This window comes from Nonomuraea sp. B208, from assembly GCF_057536035.1.
Map to the genome: position 1 here is coordinate 100,253 of NZ_BAAJOU010000020.1, position 17,491 is coordinate 117,743.

The 17,491-nt window shown below is 72.1% G+C and carries 15 protein-coding genes; 5 read left to right on the plus strand and 10 right to left on the minus strand.

All coding sequences use genetic code 11. The annotated features are described in order from the left end of the window. Window position 1 precedes the first annotated feature (1 nt). Genes AC27IY_RS15645 through AC27IY_RS15660 form a run of 4 tightly spaced genes read left to right on the plus strand, consistent with a single transcriptional unit; the run spans window position 2 to window position 5,877 of the window. Window positions 2-757 carry a cytochrome P450 gene (locus tag AC27IY_RS15645; RefSeq protein WP_487178370.1) on the plus strand — a complete coding sequence of 252 codons (756 nt, stop codon included), beginning with the start codon at window positions 2-4 and terminating at the stop codon, window positions 755-757. Continuing rightward, a complete protein-coding gene (locus AC27IY_RS15650) occupies window positions 754-1,500 on the plus strand; it encodes an isocitrate lyase/PEP mutase family protein (RefSeq protein WP_487178371.1) in 747 nt (248 codons plus the stop codon). The genes AC27IY_RS15645 and AC27IY_RS15650 overlap by 4 nt, the downstream gene beginning before the upstream one ends. Before the next feature lie 7 nt (window positions 1,501-1,507). Further along, window positions 1,508-4,333 (plus strand): AfsR/SARP family transcriptional regulator, encoded by a 2,826-nt coding sequence (locus tag AC27IY_RS15655; RefSeq protein ID WP_487178372.1) that lies wholly within the window; start codon window positions 1,508-1,510, stop codon window positions 4,331-4,333. 35 nt (window positions 4,334-4,368) lie between these two features. Further along, window positions 4,369-5,877: an MFS transporter gene (locus AC27IY_RS15660; protein WP_487178373.1), complete on the plus strand. Its 1,509-nt coding sequence runs from the start codon at window positions 4,369-4,371 to the stop codon at window positions 5,875-5,877. A gap of 11 nt (window positions 5,878-5,888) precedes the next feature. On the opposite strand, the gene AC27IY_RS15665 is transcribed toward AC27IY_RS15660, so the two are convergent. From AC27IY_RS15665 to AC27IY_RS15695, 7 genes are read right to left on the minus strand one after another with little or no spacing between them, the layout of a single operon-like run. After that, complete coding sequence (locus AC27IY_RS15665; RefSeq protein ID WP_423478549.1) at window positions 5,889-6,797, minus strand: serine hydrolase; 909 nt, start codon at window positions 6,795-6,797, stop codon at window positions 5,889-5,891. 55 nt (window positions 6,798-6,852) lie between these two features. Next, window positions 6,853-8,247, minus strand: a complete 1,395-nt coding sequence (locus AC27IY_RS15670) for an NAD(P)/FAD-dependent oxidoreductase (protein WP_364448529.1) — start codon at window positions 8,245-8,247, stop codon at window positions 6,853-6,855. Window positions 8,248-8,271: 24 nt separating this feature from the next. Beyond that, window positions 8,272-9,057 (minus strand): ABC transporter permease, encoded by a 786-nt coding sequence (locus AC27IY_RS15675; protein WP_344219994.1) that lies wholly within the window; start codon window positions 9,055-9,057, stop codon window positions 8,272-8,274. Continuing rightward, on the minus strand, window positions 9,054-9,905 hold the full coding sequence (locus AC27IY_RS15680) for an ABC transporter permease (protein ID WP_329583698.1): 852 nt from the start codon (window positions 9,903-9,905) through the stop codon (window positions 9,054-9,056). The genes AC27IY_RS15675 and AC27IY_RS15680 overlap by 4 nt, the downstream gene beginning before the upstream one ends. 3 nt (window positions 9,906-9,908) lie before the next feature. Further along, complete coding sequence (locus tag AC27IY_RS15685; protein ID WP_364448537.1) at window positions 9,909-11,123, minus strand: ABC transporter substrate-binding protein; 1,215 nt, start codon at window positions 11,121-11,123, stop codon at window positions 9,909-9,911. A gap of 9 nt (window positions 11,124-11,132) precedes the next feature. Beyond that, a complete protein-coding gene (locus tag AC27IY_RS15690; protein ID WP_344219988.1) occupies window positions 11,133-12,194 on the minus strand; it encodes an ABC transporter ATP-binding protein in 1,062 nt (353 codons plus the stop codon). Between the two features lie 5 nt (window positions 12,195-12,199). Further along, complete coding sequence (locus AC27IY_RS15695; protein ID WP_487178374.1) at window positions 12,200-13,633, minus strand: gamma-aminobutyraldehyde dehydrogenase; 1,434 nt, start codon at window positions 13,631-13,633, stop codon at window positions 12,200-12,202. 200 nt (window positions 13,634-13,833) lie between these two features. On the opposite strand from AC27IY_RS15695, the gene AC27IY_RS15700 reads away from it, so the two are divergent. Beyond that, window positions 13,834-14,325 (plus strand): Lrp/AsnC family transcriptional regulator, encoded by a 492-nt coding sequence (locus AC27IY_RS15700; RefSeq protein ID WP_344219984.1) that lies wholly within the window; start codon window positions 13,834-13,836, stop codon window positions 14,323-14,325. Here AC27IY_RS15700 and AC27IY_RS15705 read toward each other — a convergent pair. From AC27IY_RS15705 to speB, 3 genes are read right to left on the minus strand one after another with little or no spacing between them, the layout of a single operon-like run. Further along, on the minus strand, window positions 14,304-14,966 hold the full coding sequence (locus AC27IY_RS15705; RefSeq protein WP_487178375.1) for a cyclase family protein: 663 nt from the start codon (window positions 14,964-14,966) through the stop codon (window positions 14,304-14,306). The two genes, AC27IY_RS15700 and AC27IY_RS15705, sit on opposite strands and share 22 nt — an antisense overlap. Beyond that, window positions 14,963-16,489 (minus strand): purine-cytosine permease family protein, encoded by a 1,527-nt coding sequence (locus AC27IY_RS15710; protein ID WP_487178376.1) that lies wholly within the window; start codon window positions 16,487-16,489, stop codon window positions 14,963-14,965. The genes AC27IY_RS15705 and AC27IY_RS15710 overlap by 4 nt, the downstream gene beginning before the upstream one ends. Beyond that, window positions 16,486-17,424 (minus strand): agmatinase, encoded by a 939-nt coding sequence (speB, locus tag AC27IY_RS15715; protein ID WP_487178377.1) that lies wholly within the window; start codon window positions 17,422-17,424, stop codon window positions 16,486-16,488. The genes AC27IY_RS15710 and speB overlap by 4 nt, the downstream gene beginning before the upstream one ends. Between the last annotated feature and the right edge of the window lie 67 nt (window positions 17,425-17,491).

The window sequence follows — 17,491 nt, forward strand, 5'->3', positions numbered from 1 at the left end:
CATGCACATCACCCGTCACGCCGAAGCCCTGGCGGTGCTCGCCGACCCCCGGTACGTGCCGCCGCCCGTGCGCCAGGACGCCCCCGAGGGGACGCTGGCCTGGCTGCGCGCCCACGTCTCGCGGTTCAGCTCCGGCGCGGAGCACGCCGAACGCCGCCGCCGCGTCGTCGAGCGGCTGGCCGCCCTGGACCCCGTACACCTGCGCGCCGCCGCCAAGGCCGCGACCCTGGAACGGCCCGACGAGTGGCGTGCCGTGCCCACGCGGGTGCTCGGGGCCGCGCTCGGCGTCGCCGACACCACGCCGGTCGCCGCCGCGGCGGCCGGATACCTGTCGGGCGAGGAGAGCCCGCAGGCGGACGCCGCCGTCGCCGCCCTCCTGGACCAGACCGACCTGCCGGCCGTCACCCTGCTGCTCCAGGGGCACGCCACCACCGAGGCGCTGATCGCGGGCGCCCTGCCGCGGCTCGCCGAGCACGACGACGTGGAGGCGGTGCTGCGCGAGACGCTCCGGCACGATCCGCCGCTCAAGGTCACCCGCAGGCTGGACCTCCACAGCGGCGAGGAGGTGACCCTCGACCTGGTGGCCGCCAACCGCGACCCTGACGTCTTCCCCGATCCCGGCCGGTTCGACCCGGCGCGCGGCGAGACGCCGCATCTGACGTTCGGCGCCGGGGTGCGGCCCTGCCCGGCGCCCGCGTACGCGCTCGCGCTGGCCGCCGGCGTGCTGGAGGGGCTGCGGGAGGGTGAGCGCCCGTGAGCTTCCGCGACCTGCACCGCCCCGGCCAGCCGTTCCTGCTGCCGAACGCCTGGGACTACGGCTCGGCGGCCGCCCTGGCCGCGCTGGGCTTCCCCGCGATCGGCACCACGAGCCTCGGCGTGGCGGCCGTGCACGGCCGGCCGGACGCGGCCGGCGTCACCCGCGCCGAGACCGTCGAGCTGGCCGAGACCATCAAGGACCTCGGCGTGTTCGTCACCGTGGACATCGAGGGCGGCTTCAGCGACGATCCCGCCGAGGTGTCGGACCTGGTGGCGAGCCTGGCCGCGCTGGGCGTGGCGGGCGTGAACCTCGAGGACGGCCGGCCGGACGGCACCCTGCGCCCGATCGGGCTGCACCAGGAGATCATCGAGGCGGCCAAGGGGCACGGCGTGTTCGTCAACGCCCGTACCGACACCTGCTGGCTGCGGACGGGCGACACGCTGGAGCGGGTGCGGGCGTACGCGCACGCCGACGGCGTCTTCGTGCCCGGCCTGACCGGACTGGACGCGATCGCCGAGGTGGCGGCGGCCACGCCGCTGCCGCTCAACGTGCTCCTCCAGCCGGACGGCCCCACGATGGCCGAGCTCGGCGCGGCCGGGGTGGCCCGGGTGAGCACGGGCTCGCTGCTCTACCGGGCCGCGCTCCAGGGGGCGCTGGCGGCGGCGCTCGCCGCCGAGGGCAGGCCCGCGCCCCGCGTCCCGACCTATGAGGAGACGGCCGCGCTGCTGCCGAAAATTGGATAATCGAGGCATGCGCTTCCAGATCCTGGGGCCCACCACGGTGCTGGGCGACGACGGCGAGCCCGTCGCGCTCGGCGGCCCCCGGGTGCGGGCGCTGCTCACCCTGCTGGCCCTGCACGCCGGCCGCGTCGTCGGGGCGGACCGGCTCGCCGCCGGCCTGTACGGCCCCGAGCCGCCCGAGGGCGTGGCCAACGCGCTGCAGTCCCAGGTGTCCCGGCTGCGCAGGGCGCTCGGCAGGGATCTGGTCGAGTTCCATCCGGCGGGCTACCGGCTGGCCGTCGAGCCGTCCGACGTGGACGCCCACCGCTTCGAGCGGCTGGCGGCGGCCGGTCGCCGGGCCCTCGCGGCCGGCGATCCCGGCCGTGCCGCCGGGCTGCTGCGCGAGGCGCTGGAGCTGTGGCGGGGCGCGCCGCTGGCCGACGCCCCGCACGCGGAGGACGCGGCGAGCGCGCTGGAGGAGCTGCGCCTCGCCGCGACGGAGGACCGGGTGCAGGCCGACCTGGACCTCGGGCGGCACCGGGAGCTCGCCGCCGAGCTGCGCGGCCTCGTCGCCGCCCATCCGCTGCGCGAGCGGCCACGCGCCCAGCTCATGCGGGCGCTCTACGGCAGCGGCCGCCAGGCGGAGGCGCTGACCGTCTACGACGAGGCCAGGAGGTTGCTCGACGAGGAGCTGGGCGTAGCGCCCGGCCCCGAGCTGGCCGCCGCGCACCTGGCCGTGCTGCGGGCCGACCCCGCGCTCGGCGCGCCCGCTCCGGCCGCCCCGCAGCGGCAGGGGCTGCCCGCGCAGCTCACCAGCTTCGTCGGCCGGGACCGGGAGCTGGCCCAGGTGAGCGCGCGGCTGCGGGCCGACCGGCTGGTCACGCTGATCGGCCCGGGCGGGGCGGGCAAGACGCGGCTCGCGGTCGAGGCGGCCGGACAGGAGCCACAGGATGTCTGCTTCGTCCCGCTGGCCCCGGTCACCGAAGGCGCGGACGTGGCCGCCGCGGTGCTGGCCGCGCTCGACGTCCGCGACGCCCTGCGCCCCGCCGCCGACCGGCCGGTGGATCCGCTCACCCGCCTCGCGACCGCGCTCGCCGGGCGCGAGCTGCTGCTCGTGCTGGACAACTGCGAGCACCTGGTCGAGGCGACCGCCGAGCTGACCGATCTGCTGCTGGCCTCCTGCCCCGGCCTGCGGGTGCTGGTCACCGGGCGGGAGGCGCTGGGCATCACCGGCGAGTCGATCCTCCCGGTCGCGCCGCTGCGGCTGCCGCCGGCCGAGGCCGTCGAGCCGCTGGACTATCCGGCCGTGCGGCTGTTCGCCGACCGGGCCGGCGCGGTGTCCCCCGGTTTCGTGGTGAACGCCCTCAACGCGGGGCACGTCGTACGGATCTGCCGGGCGCTCGACGGGCTGCCGCTGGCGATCGAGCTGGCCGCGGCGCGGCTGCGGACGATGTCGGTGGCCGACGTGGCGGCGCGGCTGGACGACCGGTTCCGGCTGCTGGCCCGCGGCAGCCGTACGGCGCTGCCCCGCCACCAGACGCTGCGCGCGGTCGTGGCCTGGAGCTGGGACCTGCTGGACGCCGACGAGCAGCGCATGGCCCGGCGCTTCAGCGTGTTCGTGGACGGGGCGCGCCCCGAGACTGCCGAGCGGGTGTGCGGGCTGCCGGAGGAGGTGCTGTTCTCGCTGGCGGAGAAGTCGCTGGTGGAACGGGTGGACGGGCGCTACCGGATGCTGGCGACGATCCAGGCGTTCTGCGCGGAGCGGCTGGCCGAGTCGGGCGAGGTGGCGGCGGCCCGCGACGCCCACGCCGCCTGCTGCCTGGACCTCGTGCTCGCCGCCGACGAGCGGCTGCGCACCCGCGAGCAGCTGGAGTGGCTGGCCCGGCTCGACGAGGAGAGCGACGACGTCAACGCCGCCCTGCGCTGGACCACCGAGACCGGCCAGGTCGAGACGGCGCTGCGGCTGCTCGCGCACTGCGCCTGCTACTGGTGGATGCGCGGTCACCGCGTCACCAGCGCCGACCTCGCGGCCACGCTGCTGCTCAGGCTCGGCGCGGCCGTCCCCGAGGGGCTGGAGGAGGAGTACGTGACCTGCGCGGTCGTCACCGCCTGGCGGGGCGAGGTCGGCGACGAGGTGCGCGACCTGATCGCCCACTCGCGCACGCTGCTGCCGTGGAACCACCTGCCGCGCCGGGTGGAGTTCCTGATGATGCTGCTGTCGATGTACAACGGGCCGCGCGGCGACTTCGAGCAGGCCTATCTCGACGTCCAGCGCACCATGGCGGGGCTCACGCCCTGGCCGCGGGCGCTGGCGTACGCGGGGGCGGCCTTCGTGCTGCAGGTGCTCGGCCGGGTGGAGGAGGCCGCGGGCCACTTCCACGAGAGCCTGGCCAGGTTCAAGGCGATCGGCGAGCGCTGGGGCACGGTGCTGGTGCTGTCCGGGCTCGGCACGCTCCACCAGGAGCAGGGGGACTACGCGACGGCGTACGCGCTGGCGGACGAGTCGCTGGCGATCGCCCGCGAGCTGAAGGCGACGACGGAGATCGCCGAGTCGCTGTGCCGGCGCGGCGACGCCCTGCAGTGCCTGGGCCGGCCGGAGGAGGCGCGGGCCGACTATCTGCCGGCCGCCGAGCTGGCCGGTCGCAACGGCTCGGTCGAGATCCTGGCCTGGGCGCTGCTCGGGCTCGCCGAGGTGGCGCTGCGCGGCGGCGCCGCCGAGGAGGCGCGCGGCCTGCTGCTGCGGGCCCGCGCGGAATGCCCGGACGACTGGTACAGCACGGCCGACACCCGAGCCCGCATCGCGGCGGCGCTGACCGAGCTCGACGGTCAGGTCAGCGGGGCGGTCAGCGACCGGTAGGCCCGCGGTCAGAGGCTCCCGCCACGCTGGCCCGCATGACGAACAAATGGTGGTGCCTGGCCGTCGCCTGCCTGGCCACTCTGCTGCTCTCGCTGGACCTGACGGTCCTGCACCTGGCGCTCCCCCGGCTGACCGCCGATCTCGGCGCGAGCTCCACCCAGCTCCTCTGGATCGGCGACGTGTACGGCTTCGCCCTCGCCGGCCTGCTGGTCACCATGGGCAACCTCGGCGACCGCATCGGCCGCAAGCGGCTGCTGCTGATCGGCGCCGCGGCGTTCGGCGCGGCCTCGGCGCTCACCGCGTACGCGACGAGCCCGGAGCTGCTGATCGCGGCCCGCGCGCTGCTCGGCGTGGCCGGTGCGACGATCATGCCGTCGACGCTGTCGATCGTCAGGAACGTCTTCACCGAGCCGGGCGAGCGCACCGCGGCCGTCGGCATCTGGAGCGGGATGAGCGCGGCGGGCTTCGCCGTCGGGCCGGTCGTGGGCGGGCTGCTGCTGGACCACTTCTGGTGGGGCTCGGTGTTCCTGATGAACGTGCCGATCATGCTGCTCGTGCTGGCCGGCGGCGTGCTCGTGCTGCCCGAGTCGCGCAACCCGGCGGCCGGCCGGCTCGACCTCCTCAGCGCGGCCCTGTCCACGGCCGGGGTGATCGCGGTCGTCTACGCGGTCAAGGAGGCCGGGCACCAGGGCCTGGCGCACGAGAACGTGCTGGTCGCGGGCGTGGGCGGGGTGGCGTTGCTGGGCCTGTTCGCCTGGCGGCAGGCGCGGCTGCCCGAGCCGCTGATCGACGTGCGGCTCTTCGCCCGGCGGGCGTTCAGCGCGTCCATCGTGACGAACCTGCTGGCGATCTTCGCCATGTCGGCCATGATGCTGATGTTCGCCTGGTATCTGCAGCTCGTGCTGGGCTGGTCGCCGCTGCAGGCGGGGCTGGCGCAGCTCCCTGGCGGGCTGGCCGGCGCGGCCGGCGGCGTGCTCGCGGCCGGGCTGATCCGGCATCTCGGCCGGGGCGGTGTGGTCGCGCTGGGCCTGGCCATGCAGGCGGGCGGGTTCCTCTACTACACGACGCTCGGCCTGGAGCTGACCTACGTGACGCTGCTGCCCGCGATGGTGATCGGCGGCGTGGGCGTCGGTTTCGCCTTCACCGTGAACAACGACAACGTGCTGGCCACCGCGCCCAGGGAGCGCGCCGGGGCGGCGGCCGCGGTGTCGGAGACCGCGTTCGAGCTGGGGGCGGCGCTCGGCATCGCGATCCTCGGCACCGTGCTCACCAGCACCTACCGGGTCAACCTGGAGCTGCCCGCCGGGGTCGCCGGGGAGGAGGCCGGGGAGTCGATCGCGGGGGCCGCCCACGTGGCCGCCACGCTGCCCGCCGAGCAGGCCGGGGCGCTCATGCGGGCGGCGCGGGAGGCGTTCCTCGCCGGTGTGCACGTGACGTCGCTGGTCACCGGCGTGCTGCTGGCCGCGGTCGCGGTGCTGGCGCTGGTGGGCCTGCGCGGCGTGCCGAAAGAGATCCCGGAGGAGGTGCCGGCCGCCCGCTCCTGAACCGCGGGGGTTCACGGGAGGGGGTTGGTCGGGCAGGGGCGGCGGGTGGTCGGGGTGAGGCCGTCCCAGCGGGTGCCGATCATGCGGGCCACGCCCTCGACGGTCTCGATGCCCGCCCCGTCCCCCGGCTGCAGGTCGGTCTGCACCGACAGCAGCAGGTCCCGTCCCGGCCCGGCGATCCTGCCGTAGCTGCTGACGGCCCAGGTGCCGTGGACGAACGGGCGGGGCGTCCAGCCGTTCTTGAGCGCCACCCGGTCGCCGCGCCGCGCCGCCGCGCTGACGCCCCACGTCTGGTCCTCCTGGACGCGTCCCATCAGGCCGAGCACCAGGTCCCGGTCCGCGGCGCTCAGTCCGCGGCCGCCCTTGACCAGCACCTTCAGCAGCCGGATGCGGTCGGACGGGCTGCTGGTGGTGCCGCCCCAGTAGATGCCCCGCCCCGGCGTGGTGTGGCGCAGCCCGATCCGACGGTAGAACGCGCTCATCGCGCCGCTCCCGCCGATCCGCGCCCACATGATGTCGGCGGCGCGGTTGTCGCTTTCCGTGATCATGCGTACGGCCAGGTCGCGCTCGTCCTCGTCGAGCCTGCCCGCGCGGCGGGCCAGCAGCGCCATGACGATGTCCACCTTGGCGCCGCTGGCCGTGATCAGCTCGTCCCGATGCCGGCCGTATCCCAGCGTGACCCCGCTGACCAGGTCGTGGACCGCGTAGACGATCCGGCCGGGGCGGCGCGCGAGGTAGCGGGCGATGTCGTCGGCGAGCCGGGCCCTGGCCAGGCGCGCGCCCCGTACGTCGGGAAAGCTCATGACGCAGCGGGCGACCTTGACGGCTGGCGGCGCGGCGGGCAGGACCTGGACCTGCCGGCTCCCGCAGCCACCGGCCAGCAGCAGCACGCCGACACCGGCGACCAGCCTCGCGCGCACCTCGCGACCCCCACTTCGGTGGTGTTGGGGGTCGCCAGGCATCATGCCCGAGAGATCAGGAGTCGAACCCCAGCCCCATCCTGTCGAGCGTGCGCAGCCACAGGTTGCGCCTACCCTGGTGCTGGTCGGCCTGGGCGATCGACCAGCGGGTGACCTGGATGACGCCCGAGCGCACCGGCTCCGGCGGGAACGGGACCGGCTTCTCCTTCACCATGCGCAGCTCGGTCCGCTCGGTCGGCTCACCGGACAGCAGGTCGAGCATGACGTTCGCGCCGAAGCGGGTGGCGCCCACGCCCATGCCCGTGTAGCCGACGCCGTAGGCCAGCCGCCCGCCGTGGGCCTGGCCGTAGAAGGCGCTGAAGCGGCTGCAGGTGTCGATCACGCCGCCCCACCGGTGGGTGAAGCGCACCTCGTCGAGCTGCGGGAAGGTGTCGTAGAAGTGCTGGGCGAGGGTCACGAACGTCTCGTCGCGCTGGTCGTACTCGGGCTTGACCAGGCCGCCGTTGTAGTAGACGGCGTCGTAGCCGCCCCACAGGATGCGGTTGTCGTCGGTGAGGCGGTAGTAGTGGAAGCGGTTGCCCGAGTCGCCCACGCCCTGCCGGTTGCGCCAGCCGACCGCGGCGAGCTGGTCGCCGGTCAGCGGCTCGGTCATCAGCGCGTAGTCGTAGACGGGGACCACGAAGTGCTTGAGCCGGCGCAGCAGCGGCGGGAAGACGCCGGTGCCGAGCGCCACCTTGGCCGCGCTGACCCCGCCGTACGGGGTGCGCAGCTCGATGCGTACGCCGTCGTCGCGCAGCGAGCGCACCGGGGAGCGCTCGTGCACCCGCACCCCGACCCGCAGGCACGCCTCGCGCAACCCCCACGCCAGCCGCGCCGGGTCGAGCATCGCGCAGCCGCTGCGCTCCCAGAGCCCGCCGAGGTAGGTGGGCGAGTTCACCTCCGCCCGCACCTGCTCCTGGTCCAGGGGCACGTAGTCGAGCCCCAGGTCCGAGATGAGGTCCAGGTGCTCGCCCAGGGCGTCGAGCTGCCAGGGCTCGGTGGCCACGTGCAGCTCGCCGGTGCGTTCGAAGGAGCAGTCGACGCCGTAGCGCTCCAGCGTGGCCTCGATCTCGTCGAGGTTCGCCACGCCCATGCGCTCCAGGCGCCCGATGTCGTCCGGCCACCGCTCCAGGCCGTTGGCCAGGCCGTGGGTGAGGGTCGCCATGCAGAACCCGCCGTTGCGGCCGGTGGCCGCCCAGCCGATCCGGCGGCCTTCCAGCAGGACGACGTCCAGTGAGGGGTCGCGTTCCTTGGCCATCAGCGCGGTCCACAGACCGGAGAAACCGCCGCCGACGACGGCCAGGTCGGCGGTGGTGTGATCGGTGAGCCGCGGTCGCGGCTCGGGTCTGGCCGGGCTGTCCAGCCAGTACGGCTTGCGCTCCGCGTCAGCAAGCGCCTTCAGCGGATCCACAAATCCCACTTCCCTACGAAGGTCTCAGTTGCGGCGCCGCGCCGCGATCGCGTTGCCGATCGCGATCAGCACCCCTATGCCGAAGATCAGCGTACCCATGACGTTCACCTGGGGCGGGATTCCCGTCTTCACCGCACCCACGATCCACAGCGGGAACGTCACGGTCGAGCCGTTGACGAAGCTGGTGACCACGTAGTCGTCGATCGACAGCGCGAACGACAGCATCGCCCCCGCCGCCACGCCCGGCATGATCGACGGCAGCGTGACCTGCCGGAACGTGCCCCACGCCGTCGCCCCGAGATCCCGCGCGGCCTCCTCCAGCGACGGGTCGAGCCCGACGACCCGTGCCCGTACGGTGACGACCACGAAGGACAGCGAGAACAGCACGTGCGCGACGATGATCGTGACGGAGTCGCGCGGCACGTTCCCCGAGACGAACAGCGACAGCAGCGAGGCGCCCATGACCAGCTCGGGCGTGGAGATCGCGGCGAAGACCAGGAAGTTCGTCGCGCCGAGACCGCGGAAGCGGTGCCGGCCGAGCGCGAGGCCCAGCATGGTGCCGATCACGACCGTGACGGCCGTGCTCGCCACCGCGATGACCAGCGTGTTCCTCAGCGCCGTGGTCAGGTCGGCGATCTCGAACAGCTCGCCGTACCAGCGGAGGGTGAACCCCTGCCAGGTCGTGTTGGACTTGCTCTGCTTGTCGTTGAAGCCGAACAGGACCATCACCGCGATCGGCGACGACAACCACACGATGACGAGCCAGGTCCAGACGTGCAGCAGCCGGTCACCCAGCCGGATGCCCCTCATCGGGCCGCCGCCTCGAGGACGTTCTCCGTGCCGAGCACGCGGGCGTAGACGAAGATGCCCACGAGCAGCACCCCCATCAACGTGAACGACAGCGCCGAGGCCGTCGGGTAGTCGAGGTTGGTGAGGTACTCGGTCTGGATGATGTTGCCGATCATGGTGTTGGCGGTGCCGCCGAGGATGGCCGCGTTGACGGGGTCCGCCGTGGCGGGCACGAACGTCATCAGCACCCCGGCGAACACCCCGGGCAGCGACAGCGGCAGCACCACCCGGCGGAAGGCCGCGGCGCGGGTCGCGTAGAGGTCCTGGGCCGCCTCCACCACCCGCGGGTCCACGCGCTCCAGCGCCACGTAGATCGGCAGGATCATGAACGGCAGCCAGTTGTAGGTCAGGCCGCCCACCACGGCGAACGTGGTGGCCAGCACGTGGAAGTCGGCGGGCAGCAGCCCCCAGCCCTTCAGCGTCCCGAACAGGATGCCGTTGTCCGCCAGCAGGAAGTTCCACGAGATCGTCCGCAGCACGAACGACACGAAGAACGGCAGCAGGAGCAGGAACAGGTAGACCGACTTGCGCCGGCCGCCCTTGAAGGCGATCCAGTACGCCACCGGGTAGCCGATGACCAGCATCGCCACCGTCGCCATCCCGCCGTACAGCAGGGACCGGACGAACTGGGTGCTGTAGCGGCCGAGGGCGTCGGTGTAGTTGGAGACGGCGAACGTCATCGCGTAGCCGTCGATGGCGTTGCCGGTCTGCAGCGACACCGACGCCATGGCCGCCATGGGCACGACCAGGAAGATCGCCAGCCACATCCAGCCCGGCAGCGCCAGCAGGTAGGGGGTGAGCCGCCGCATCGTCTAGGCCTGGGTGACGGACTGGAAGATCGGGTTGAAGATCTGCTGCTGCTTGTTGTCGAGCGGCGTGTAGCCGCGCAGCCGGGCGTAGTCGGCCTCGGTCGGGAACATGAGCGGGCTGTCGGCCATCTGCTCCAGCGCCTTCTTGTCCTCGCCCTGGGCGGTCTTCGCCTTCTCCCGCAGCAGGTCCTGCACCGCCGGGACCGGGGTGACGAACTGGATGAACTCATCCAGCTCGGCGGCCACGGCCGGCTGGTAGAGGTAGTCCATCAGCATCAGCGCGTCCAGCGGGTTGGCGGCGCCCTTGGGGATGAGCATGTTGTCGGTCCAGATCGTGCCGCCCTCCTCGGGCACCACGAACTTGACCGGCTCGCCCGCGAGCTGGCGCTGGAAGACGTCGCCCGACCAGGCCATGGTGATCCAGATGTCGCCCTTGGCCACGGCGTCGATGTAGCTCTGGTCGTAGTACTTGCGCACCAGGCCGTTGTCGCGCTGCTCCTTGAGCTTGTCGCCGGCCTTCTTCCAGTCGGCCTCGGTCGACTTCTCCGGGTCGATGCCGAGGGCGAACATCCCGAAGTTGCCGATCTCCTGCGCGTCGGCCATCATGCCGATCCGGCCCTTGTACTTCGGGTCGAACAGCGCCTGGATGCTGGTGATGTCGTCCTTGACGTACTTCGTGTTGTACGCGATCCCGGTCACGCCCGAGGTGTAGGGCACGGTGTACTTGTTGCCGGGGTCGTAGGCGCGTTCCTTGTACTTCTGGCCGGCGTTGGCCGCGAAGTTCGGCAGCTTGGAGTGGTCGAGCGGCACGCAGTAGCCCAGCTCGATCATGTGCTGGAGCTGGATGCCGTTGGTCATGACGACGATGTCGTAGCCCAGCGGCTGGCCGGCGCGGAGCACGGGGTCGGCCTTGCCGAAGAAGTCCGCGTTCTCCTGGATGACTTCTTTGTACTCGTAGGAGATGCCGGTGTCCTTGGCGAACTTCTCCAGAGGGCCCTTGTCCTCGGGCATGTACTCCGGCCAGTTGGCGAAGACCACCTTGCCGTTCTTGGTCTGCTTGGACCAGAAGTCCTGGACCTCGTCGGCCTTGGGCGGCGCGGCCTTCTGGCCCTGCACGCCGCAGGCGGCGAGCGCGAGGCCGGCGGCCGACAGGCCCGCGAGCCGGAACGCCTCACGGCGCGGCAGTCCGTGGCGTGGGAGGGGGAGACGGGGGTTCATGGCCTGCTATCAACTTCCAATCACGTACGAGTGCTGCGCCTGCCAGGACAGCCACACGGAGTCGCCCCGCTCCGCCGTGGCCGTCGCGTCATGGGCGTTCTGCTGGAACACCGTCATCTCGGCCCCGTCGGCGAGACGCACGGCATAGCTGTTGTAGGTGCCGAGGTAGACCACCTCGGAGACCGTGCCGGCCAGCGCGCTGAGTCCCGCCTCCGGCGCGTCCGTGCCGATGGTGATCTTCTCGGGGCGTACGGTGACCGTCACCTCGCCGTCCTGGCCGGGCACCAGCACGCGGCCGTCGCCGATCCGCAGCTCGCCCGCGCTGGCGGTCCCGGTGAGCAGGTTGGAGGTCCCGATGAAACCGGCCACGAAGGGCGTCGCCGGCCGCTCGTAGATCTCCCGCGGCCCGCCGAGCTGCTCGACCAGGCCGTCGTTCATGACCGCGATGCGGTCGCTCATGGTCAGCGCCTCGTTCTGGTCGTGCGTCACGTACACGAACGTGATGCCGACCTCGCGCTGGATGCGCTTCAGCTCGATCTGCATGGCCTGGCGCAGTTTGAGGTCGAGCGCGCCGAGCGGCTCGTCGAGCAGCAGCGCCCGCGGCCGGTTGACCAGCGCCCTGGCCAGCGCCACCCGCTGCTGCTGGCCGCCGGACATCTCGCGCGGCCGGCGCTTCTCCCTGCCGACCAGGTCGACGATCTCCAGGATGTCGCCGACCCGCCGCCTGATCTCCTCCTGCGGGGTCTTGCGCTGCTTCAGCCCGAAGGCCACGTTGTCCCAGACGCTCATGTGCGGGAAGAGCGCGTAGGACTGGAAGACCATGTTGACGTCGCGCTTGTTGGGCGGGACGTTCGTGACGTCCTGGCCGTGCAGCTTGACCAGCCCCTTGGACGGCGCCTCGAAGCCGGCGATCATCCGCATGGTCGTGGTCTTGCCGCAGCCGGACGGGCCGAGGAGGGAGAAGAACTCCCCCTCCTCGATGTCCAGCGAGACGCCCTTGACGGCACGGACGAGCTCGCCGTGCGCGTGATATTCCTTGACGACGTCCTCAAGCTCGATGGCGCTGGTCATCAGCGCTATTCACCGATGTAGTGCATGACGTGCTTGACCCTCGTGTAGTCGTGCAGGCCGAAGACCGACAGGTCCTTGCCGTAGCCGGAGTGCTTGAAGCCGCCGTGCGGCATCTCGGAGACGAACGGGATGTGCGTGTTGACCCAGACGACGCCGAAGTCGAGGCGGTTGGACATCCGCATCGCGCGGCCGTGGTCGGAGGTCCAGACCGAGCCGCTCAGGCCGTAGCGGACGTCGTTGGCCTTGGCCAGCGCGTCGGCCTCGTCGGTGAAGGTCTGGACGGTGATGACCGGGCCGAAGACCTCGTTCTGCACCATCTCGTCGTCCTGCTTGAGGCCGTCCACGACGGTGGGGGCGAAGAAGTAGCCCCGGTCGCCGACGCGGTGGCCGCCGGTGAGGACCTTGGCGTGCGCCGGCACCCGGTCGATGAAGCCCTGGACGCGGGCGAGCTGGTTCTCGTTGTTGAGCGGGCCGTAGAGCGCGTCCTCGTTCGACAGGTCGCCGGTGACGGTGGCGGCCGCGGCCTCGCTCAGCGCGGCCACGAACTCGTCGTGCACGCTCTCCTGCACGAGCACCCGGCAGGCGGCCGTGCAGTCCTGGCCGGCGTTGTAGAGGCCGGCCGTGGCGATGTCGGCGGCGGCCTTGGCGAGGTCCTTGACGTCCTCGAAGACCACGACCGGGGCCTTGCCGCCGAGCTCCAGGTGCACCCGCTTGAGGTCGTCGGCGGCGCTCTTGGCGACCGACATGCCCGCGCCGACCGAGCCGGTGATCGCGACCATGGACGCGGTCGGGTGGCCGACGACGAGCGCGCCGGTCTCACGGTCGCCGGTGACGACGTTGAAGACGCCGGCCGGCAGCACCTCGCCGAGGATCTCGGCGAGCTTGAGCGTGGAGACCGGGGTGGTGTCGGACGGCTTGAGCACGATCGTGTTGCCCGCCGCGAGCGCCGGGGCGATCTTCCAGACCGCCATCATCATCGGGTAGTTCCAGGGCGTGACCTGGCCGATGACGCCGATCGGCTCGTGCCGGATGACGCTCGTGTGCTCGGCGAGGAACTCGCCGGCCGTCGGGCCCTCCAGCGTGCGGGCCGCGCCCGCGAAGAAGCGGAAGTGGTCGGCGGCGACCGGGGTCTCGTCCTCGGCCATGCGGGCGCGCGGCTTGCCGGTGTTGCGGCACTCGGCCTCGTTGATCTCGTCGGCCCGCGCCTCGATGGCGTCGGCGACCTTCAGCAGCAGGTTGGCCCGCTCGCCCGGTGTGGTCCTGCCCCACGAGTCGAAAGCTGCGGCCGCGGCGGCGTAGGCGGCGTCGACGTCCTCGATGCCGGAGACCGGGGCCTGGACGTACGCCTCGCCCGTGCAAGGATCGATGATGTCGGAGAATCGGCCGCTCTTGGCGTCCACGAACTCCCCGTTGACGAAGTTCTGCAGACGGGTGGTCAAGGTGACCTCCTCGTGAGGTGGCTGAAGATGCCGCGACTCTTACAGAGTGGAAGCATCCGGACAAGGGATTTCGTGGTGAAGATACCAAATTGCTACGAATTCGCTTGACAGACCGCCAGGAACTGACAACATGTCGCACCAGGACGGCAATCAAGCGGGAACGCCCCCGTAACGCCGGACCGCTAGGAGGATTCCCTTCGATGACGTCGCCGCCCCGCGTCCGCCGCAGCAATCCGGCCCAGGGTCCCGTCGTGCTCGACGAGCTGTCCAAGCAGATCATCGAGCAGCTCCAGGCGGACGGGCGGATGCCGTACGCGGCGATCGGCAAGGCAGTCGGGCTCTCCGAGGCCGCCGTGCGCCAGCGCGTGCAGCGGTTACAGGAGGCCGGCGTCATGCAGATCGTCGCGGTGACCGACCCCCTCACCCTGGGCTTCCCCCGGCAGGCGATGATCGGGGTCAACTGTGAGGGCGACCTGGACTCGGTCGCCGACGAGCTGGCCGCGATCGAGGAGATCGACTACGTCGTGCTCACCGCGGGCTCGTTCGACGTCATCGTCGAGGTGGTGTGCGAGGGCGACGGTCACCTGCTGGAGATCCTCAGCAAGATCCGCGCCATCCCCGCCGTGCGGGCGACGGAGTCGTTCGTGTACCTGAAGCTGCGCAAGCAGTCCTACTCCTGGGGCACGCGCTGACCCAGGCGGGCCACCGCGCGGACGGGAGCGCCGTCCGCGCCGGCCAGCCTGATCGGGAACAGTGACACCTCGATCGGCCGGCCGCTCTCCTGGGCCTGGAGCAGCCTGTCGAGGCCGGTCAGGTTCTCGGCGATGACCGCGTGCGCGCCGCACAGCACCCGGTGGGCGGCGAAGTCGGCGGCCGGCGTGGGGTCCACGCTCAGCGCGTCGATCCCGACCGTACGGACGCCCCGCTCCACCAGCAGCTCCGCCGCCTCCTCCGACAGGTAGGGGTGCTCCAGGTAGGCGGCGCTCCCCCAGTGCGCCGACCAGCCGGTGGCGACCAGCACGATCGTGCCCGCGCGCACCTCGCGGAAGGCCGCCGCGCCGATGCCCGACCGGGGCGCGAGGCCCCGGGCGTCCACCACCGTCGCCGGGCCGGCGAACCGGTCGAGCGGCAGGTCGTCCAGCGTGGGGAGCCCGTCGCCGAAGTGGTACGGCGCGTCCACGTGGGTGCCCGACTGGGAGCCCATGTGGACGGACAGGACGTTGACGCCGTCGCGGGCCATGGTGAGCGCCGGGCCGATCGAGACCTCGGGGTCGCCCGGATAGACGGGCATCCCGGTCTCGACCGGCACCGAAAGGTCGACGAGTTCCGTCATGGGGCAACCGGCTCCGTCGCCGTCGGCCGCGCGTCGATGATCGGCGGCACCGGGGTGTCGGCGGACCGGACCAGACGCGGGCCCCGCGGCCCGTAGACCTCGCGCGGCTCGGGGAAGACGGTCAGCAGCGCCAGGTAGAGCAGCGCGGCGACGGCCAGGCCGACGGGCAGCGAGATGTCCACGCCGCCGGCCAGCTCGCCGAGCGGGCCGACGAACTGCCCCGGCAGGTTGACGAACGACAGCGCCAGCGCCGCCGAGGCCAGCCAGGCGGACATGCCCCGCCAGTTCCAGCCGTGGGTGAACCAGTAGCGGCCGCCGCGCTGACGGCGGTTGAAGACCTGCAGGGCGTCGGCGTCGTACCAGCCGCGCCGCGTGACGTAGCCGAGCATCATGATCACCATCCACGGGGCGGTGCAGGTGATGATGAGCGTGGCGAACGTCGAGATGCTCTGCGTCAGGTTCGCGGCGAAGCGGCCGACGAAGATGAACACGATCGACAGCGTACCGATGAAGACCGTGGCCTGCACGCGGCTGAACCGCGGGAACACGCTGGAGAAGTCCAGGCCGGTGCCGTAGAGGGAGGTGCTGCCCGTGGACATGCCGCCGATGAGCGCGATCAGGCAGACCGGGACGAAGTACCAGGCGGGCGAGATCGCCAGCAGGCCGCCGACGTAGTTGGGGGCGGCCGGGTCCACGTACTGCGCCGCCTTGGACGCGATGATCGAGGCGGTGGACAGGCCGAAGAAGAACGGCAGGATAGTGGCGATCTGCGACATGAACGCCGCCGTCATCACCTTCTTGCGCGGCGTGTCCGCCGGGATGTACCGCGACCAGTCGCCGAGGAAGGCGCCGAAGGAGACCGGGTTCGACAGCACGATGAGCGCCGCGCCGATGAACGACGGCCAGAACAGCGGGTCACCGGCCGCGAGCGTGCCCGGGTAGGACGGGTCGAAGTCGCCGGCGAAGGCGAAGATCCCCAGCACGAACAGCAGCGACGCCGCCGCCACCGCGATCTTGTTGACGAACAGCATGAAGCGGAAGCCGTACACGCAGACGACCAGCACGAGGGCGGCGAAGATGCCGTACGCGACCGCGTACGACGCGTCCACGTCCGGCAGCCCGACCAGCCGGTGCGCGCCGCCCACGAGCGCGTCCCCCGACGACCACACCGAGATCGAGAAGAACGCGATCGCGGTCAGCAGCGACAGGAACGAGCCCACGACCCGCCCGTGCACGCCCAGGTGGGCCGAGGACGACACGGCGTTGTTGGTGCCGTTGAGCGGCCCGAACAGCGACAGCGGCGCCAGGATCATCGACCCCACCACCAGCCCGAGCACGGTCGCGGCCAGCCCCTGCCAGAACGACAGGCCGAACAGGATGGGGAAGGCCCCGAGCACGCAGGTCGCGAACGTGTTCGCGCCGCCGAAGGCCACCCGGAACAGGTCGAGCGGGCGCGCCGTCCGGTCGGCGTCCGGGATGCGCTCGACCCCGTAGGTCTCGATCTCGGTGAGGGTGTTGCTCATCTCTGCTTCTCCTGCCGCAACGCCAGCAAGCTGACGAGGTCGTAGGCCACGTGGGAGGCGGCGACCGAAGTGATCTCCGCGTGGTCGTAGGCCGGGGCCACCTCGACGACGTCGGCCCCGATCAGGTCGCAACCGGCGAGTCCGCGCAGGATCTCCAGCAGCTCGCGGCTGGTGAGCCCGCCGGCCTCCGGGGTGCCGGTGCCGGGGGCGTGGGCGGGGTCGAGCACGTCGATGTCGACCGAGACGTACAGCGGGCGCCCGCCGATGCGCTGCCGCAGCACGTCGATCACCTCGTCCAGGCCGCGCCGCAGCACGTCGGCGGCGGTCAGGATGCCGAACCCGAGCCGCCGGTCGTCCTCGAGGTCCTTCTTGCCGTACAGGGGGCCGCGGGTGCCGACGTGGCTCAGCGCCTCGGTGTCGACCAGCCCCTCCTCCACCGCCCGCCGGAACGGCGTGCCGTGCGTGTACTCCGCCCCGAAGTAGGTGTCCCAGGTGTCGAGGTGCGCGTCGAAGTGCAGCACCGCGAGCGGGCCGTGCTTCCTCGCGGCGGCCCGCAGCAGCGGCAGCGCGATGGTGTGGTCGCCGCCGATGGTGACGAGCCGGGCGTCGATCGAGCCCGCCGCCTCCTCGATCGCCTCGATGGCCGCGCCGATGTCGAACGGGTTCGCCGCGATGTCACCGGCGTCGGCCACCTGCACCTGCTCGAACGGCGACACGTCGAGCCCCGGGTGGTACGGCCGCAACAGCCGGGACGCCTCCCGGACGGCGGCGGGACCGAACCTGGCCCCCGGCCGGTAGGACACGCCGCTGTCGAACGGCACGCCCACGACCGCGACGTCGGCCCGCTCCACCTGGTCGAGGCGGGGCAGGCGGGCGAAGGTGGCGGGCCCGGCGAATCGCGGGACCCGGGAGGAGTCGACGGGGCCGATAGTCATGCCGACAGTGTTCGTCATGCCTCTGACCTGCGGCAATTGTAGTGGCCACGAAGTATTACGGTGTGTG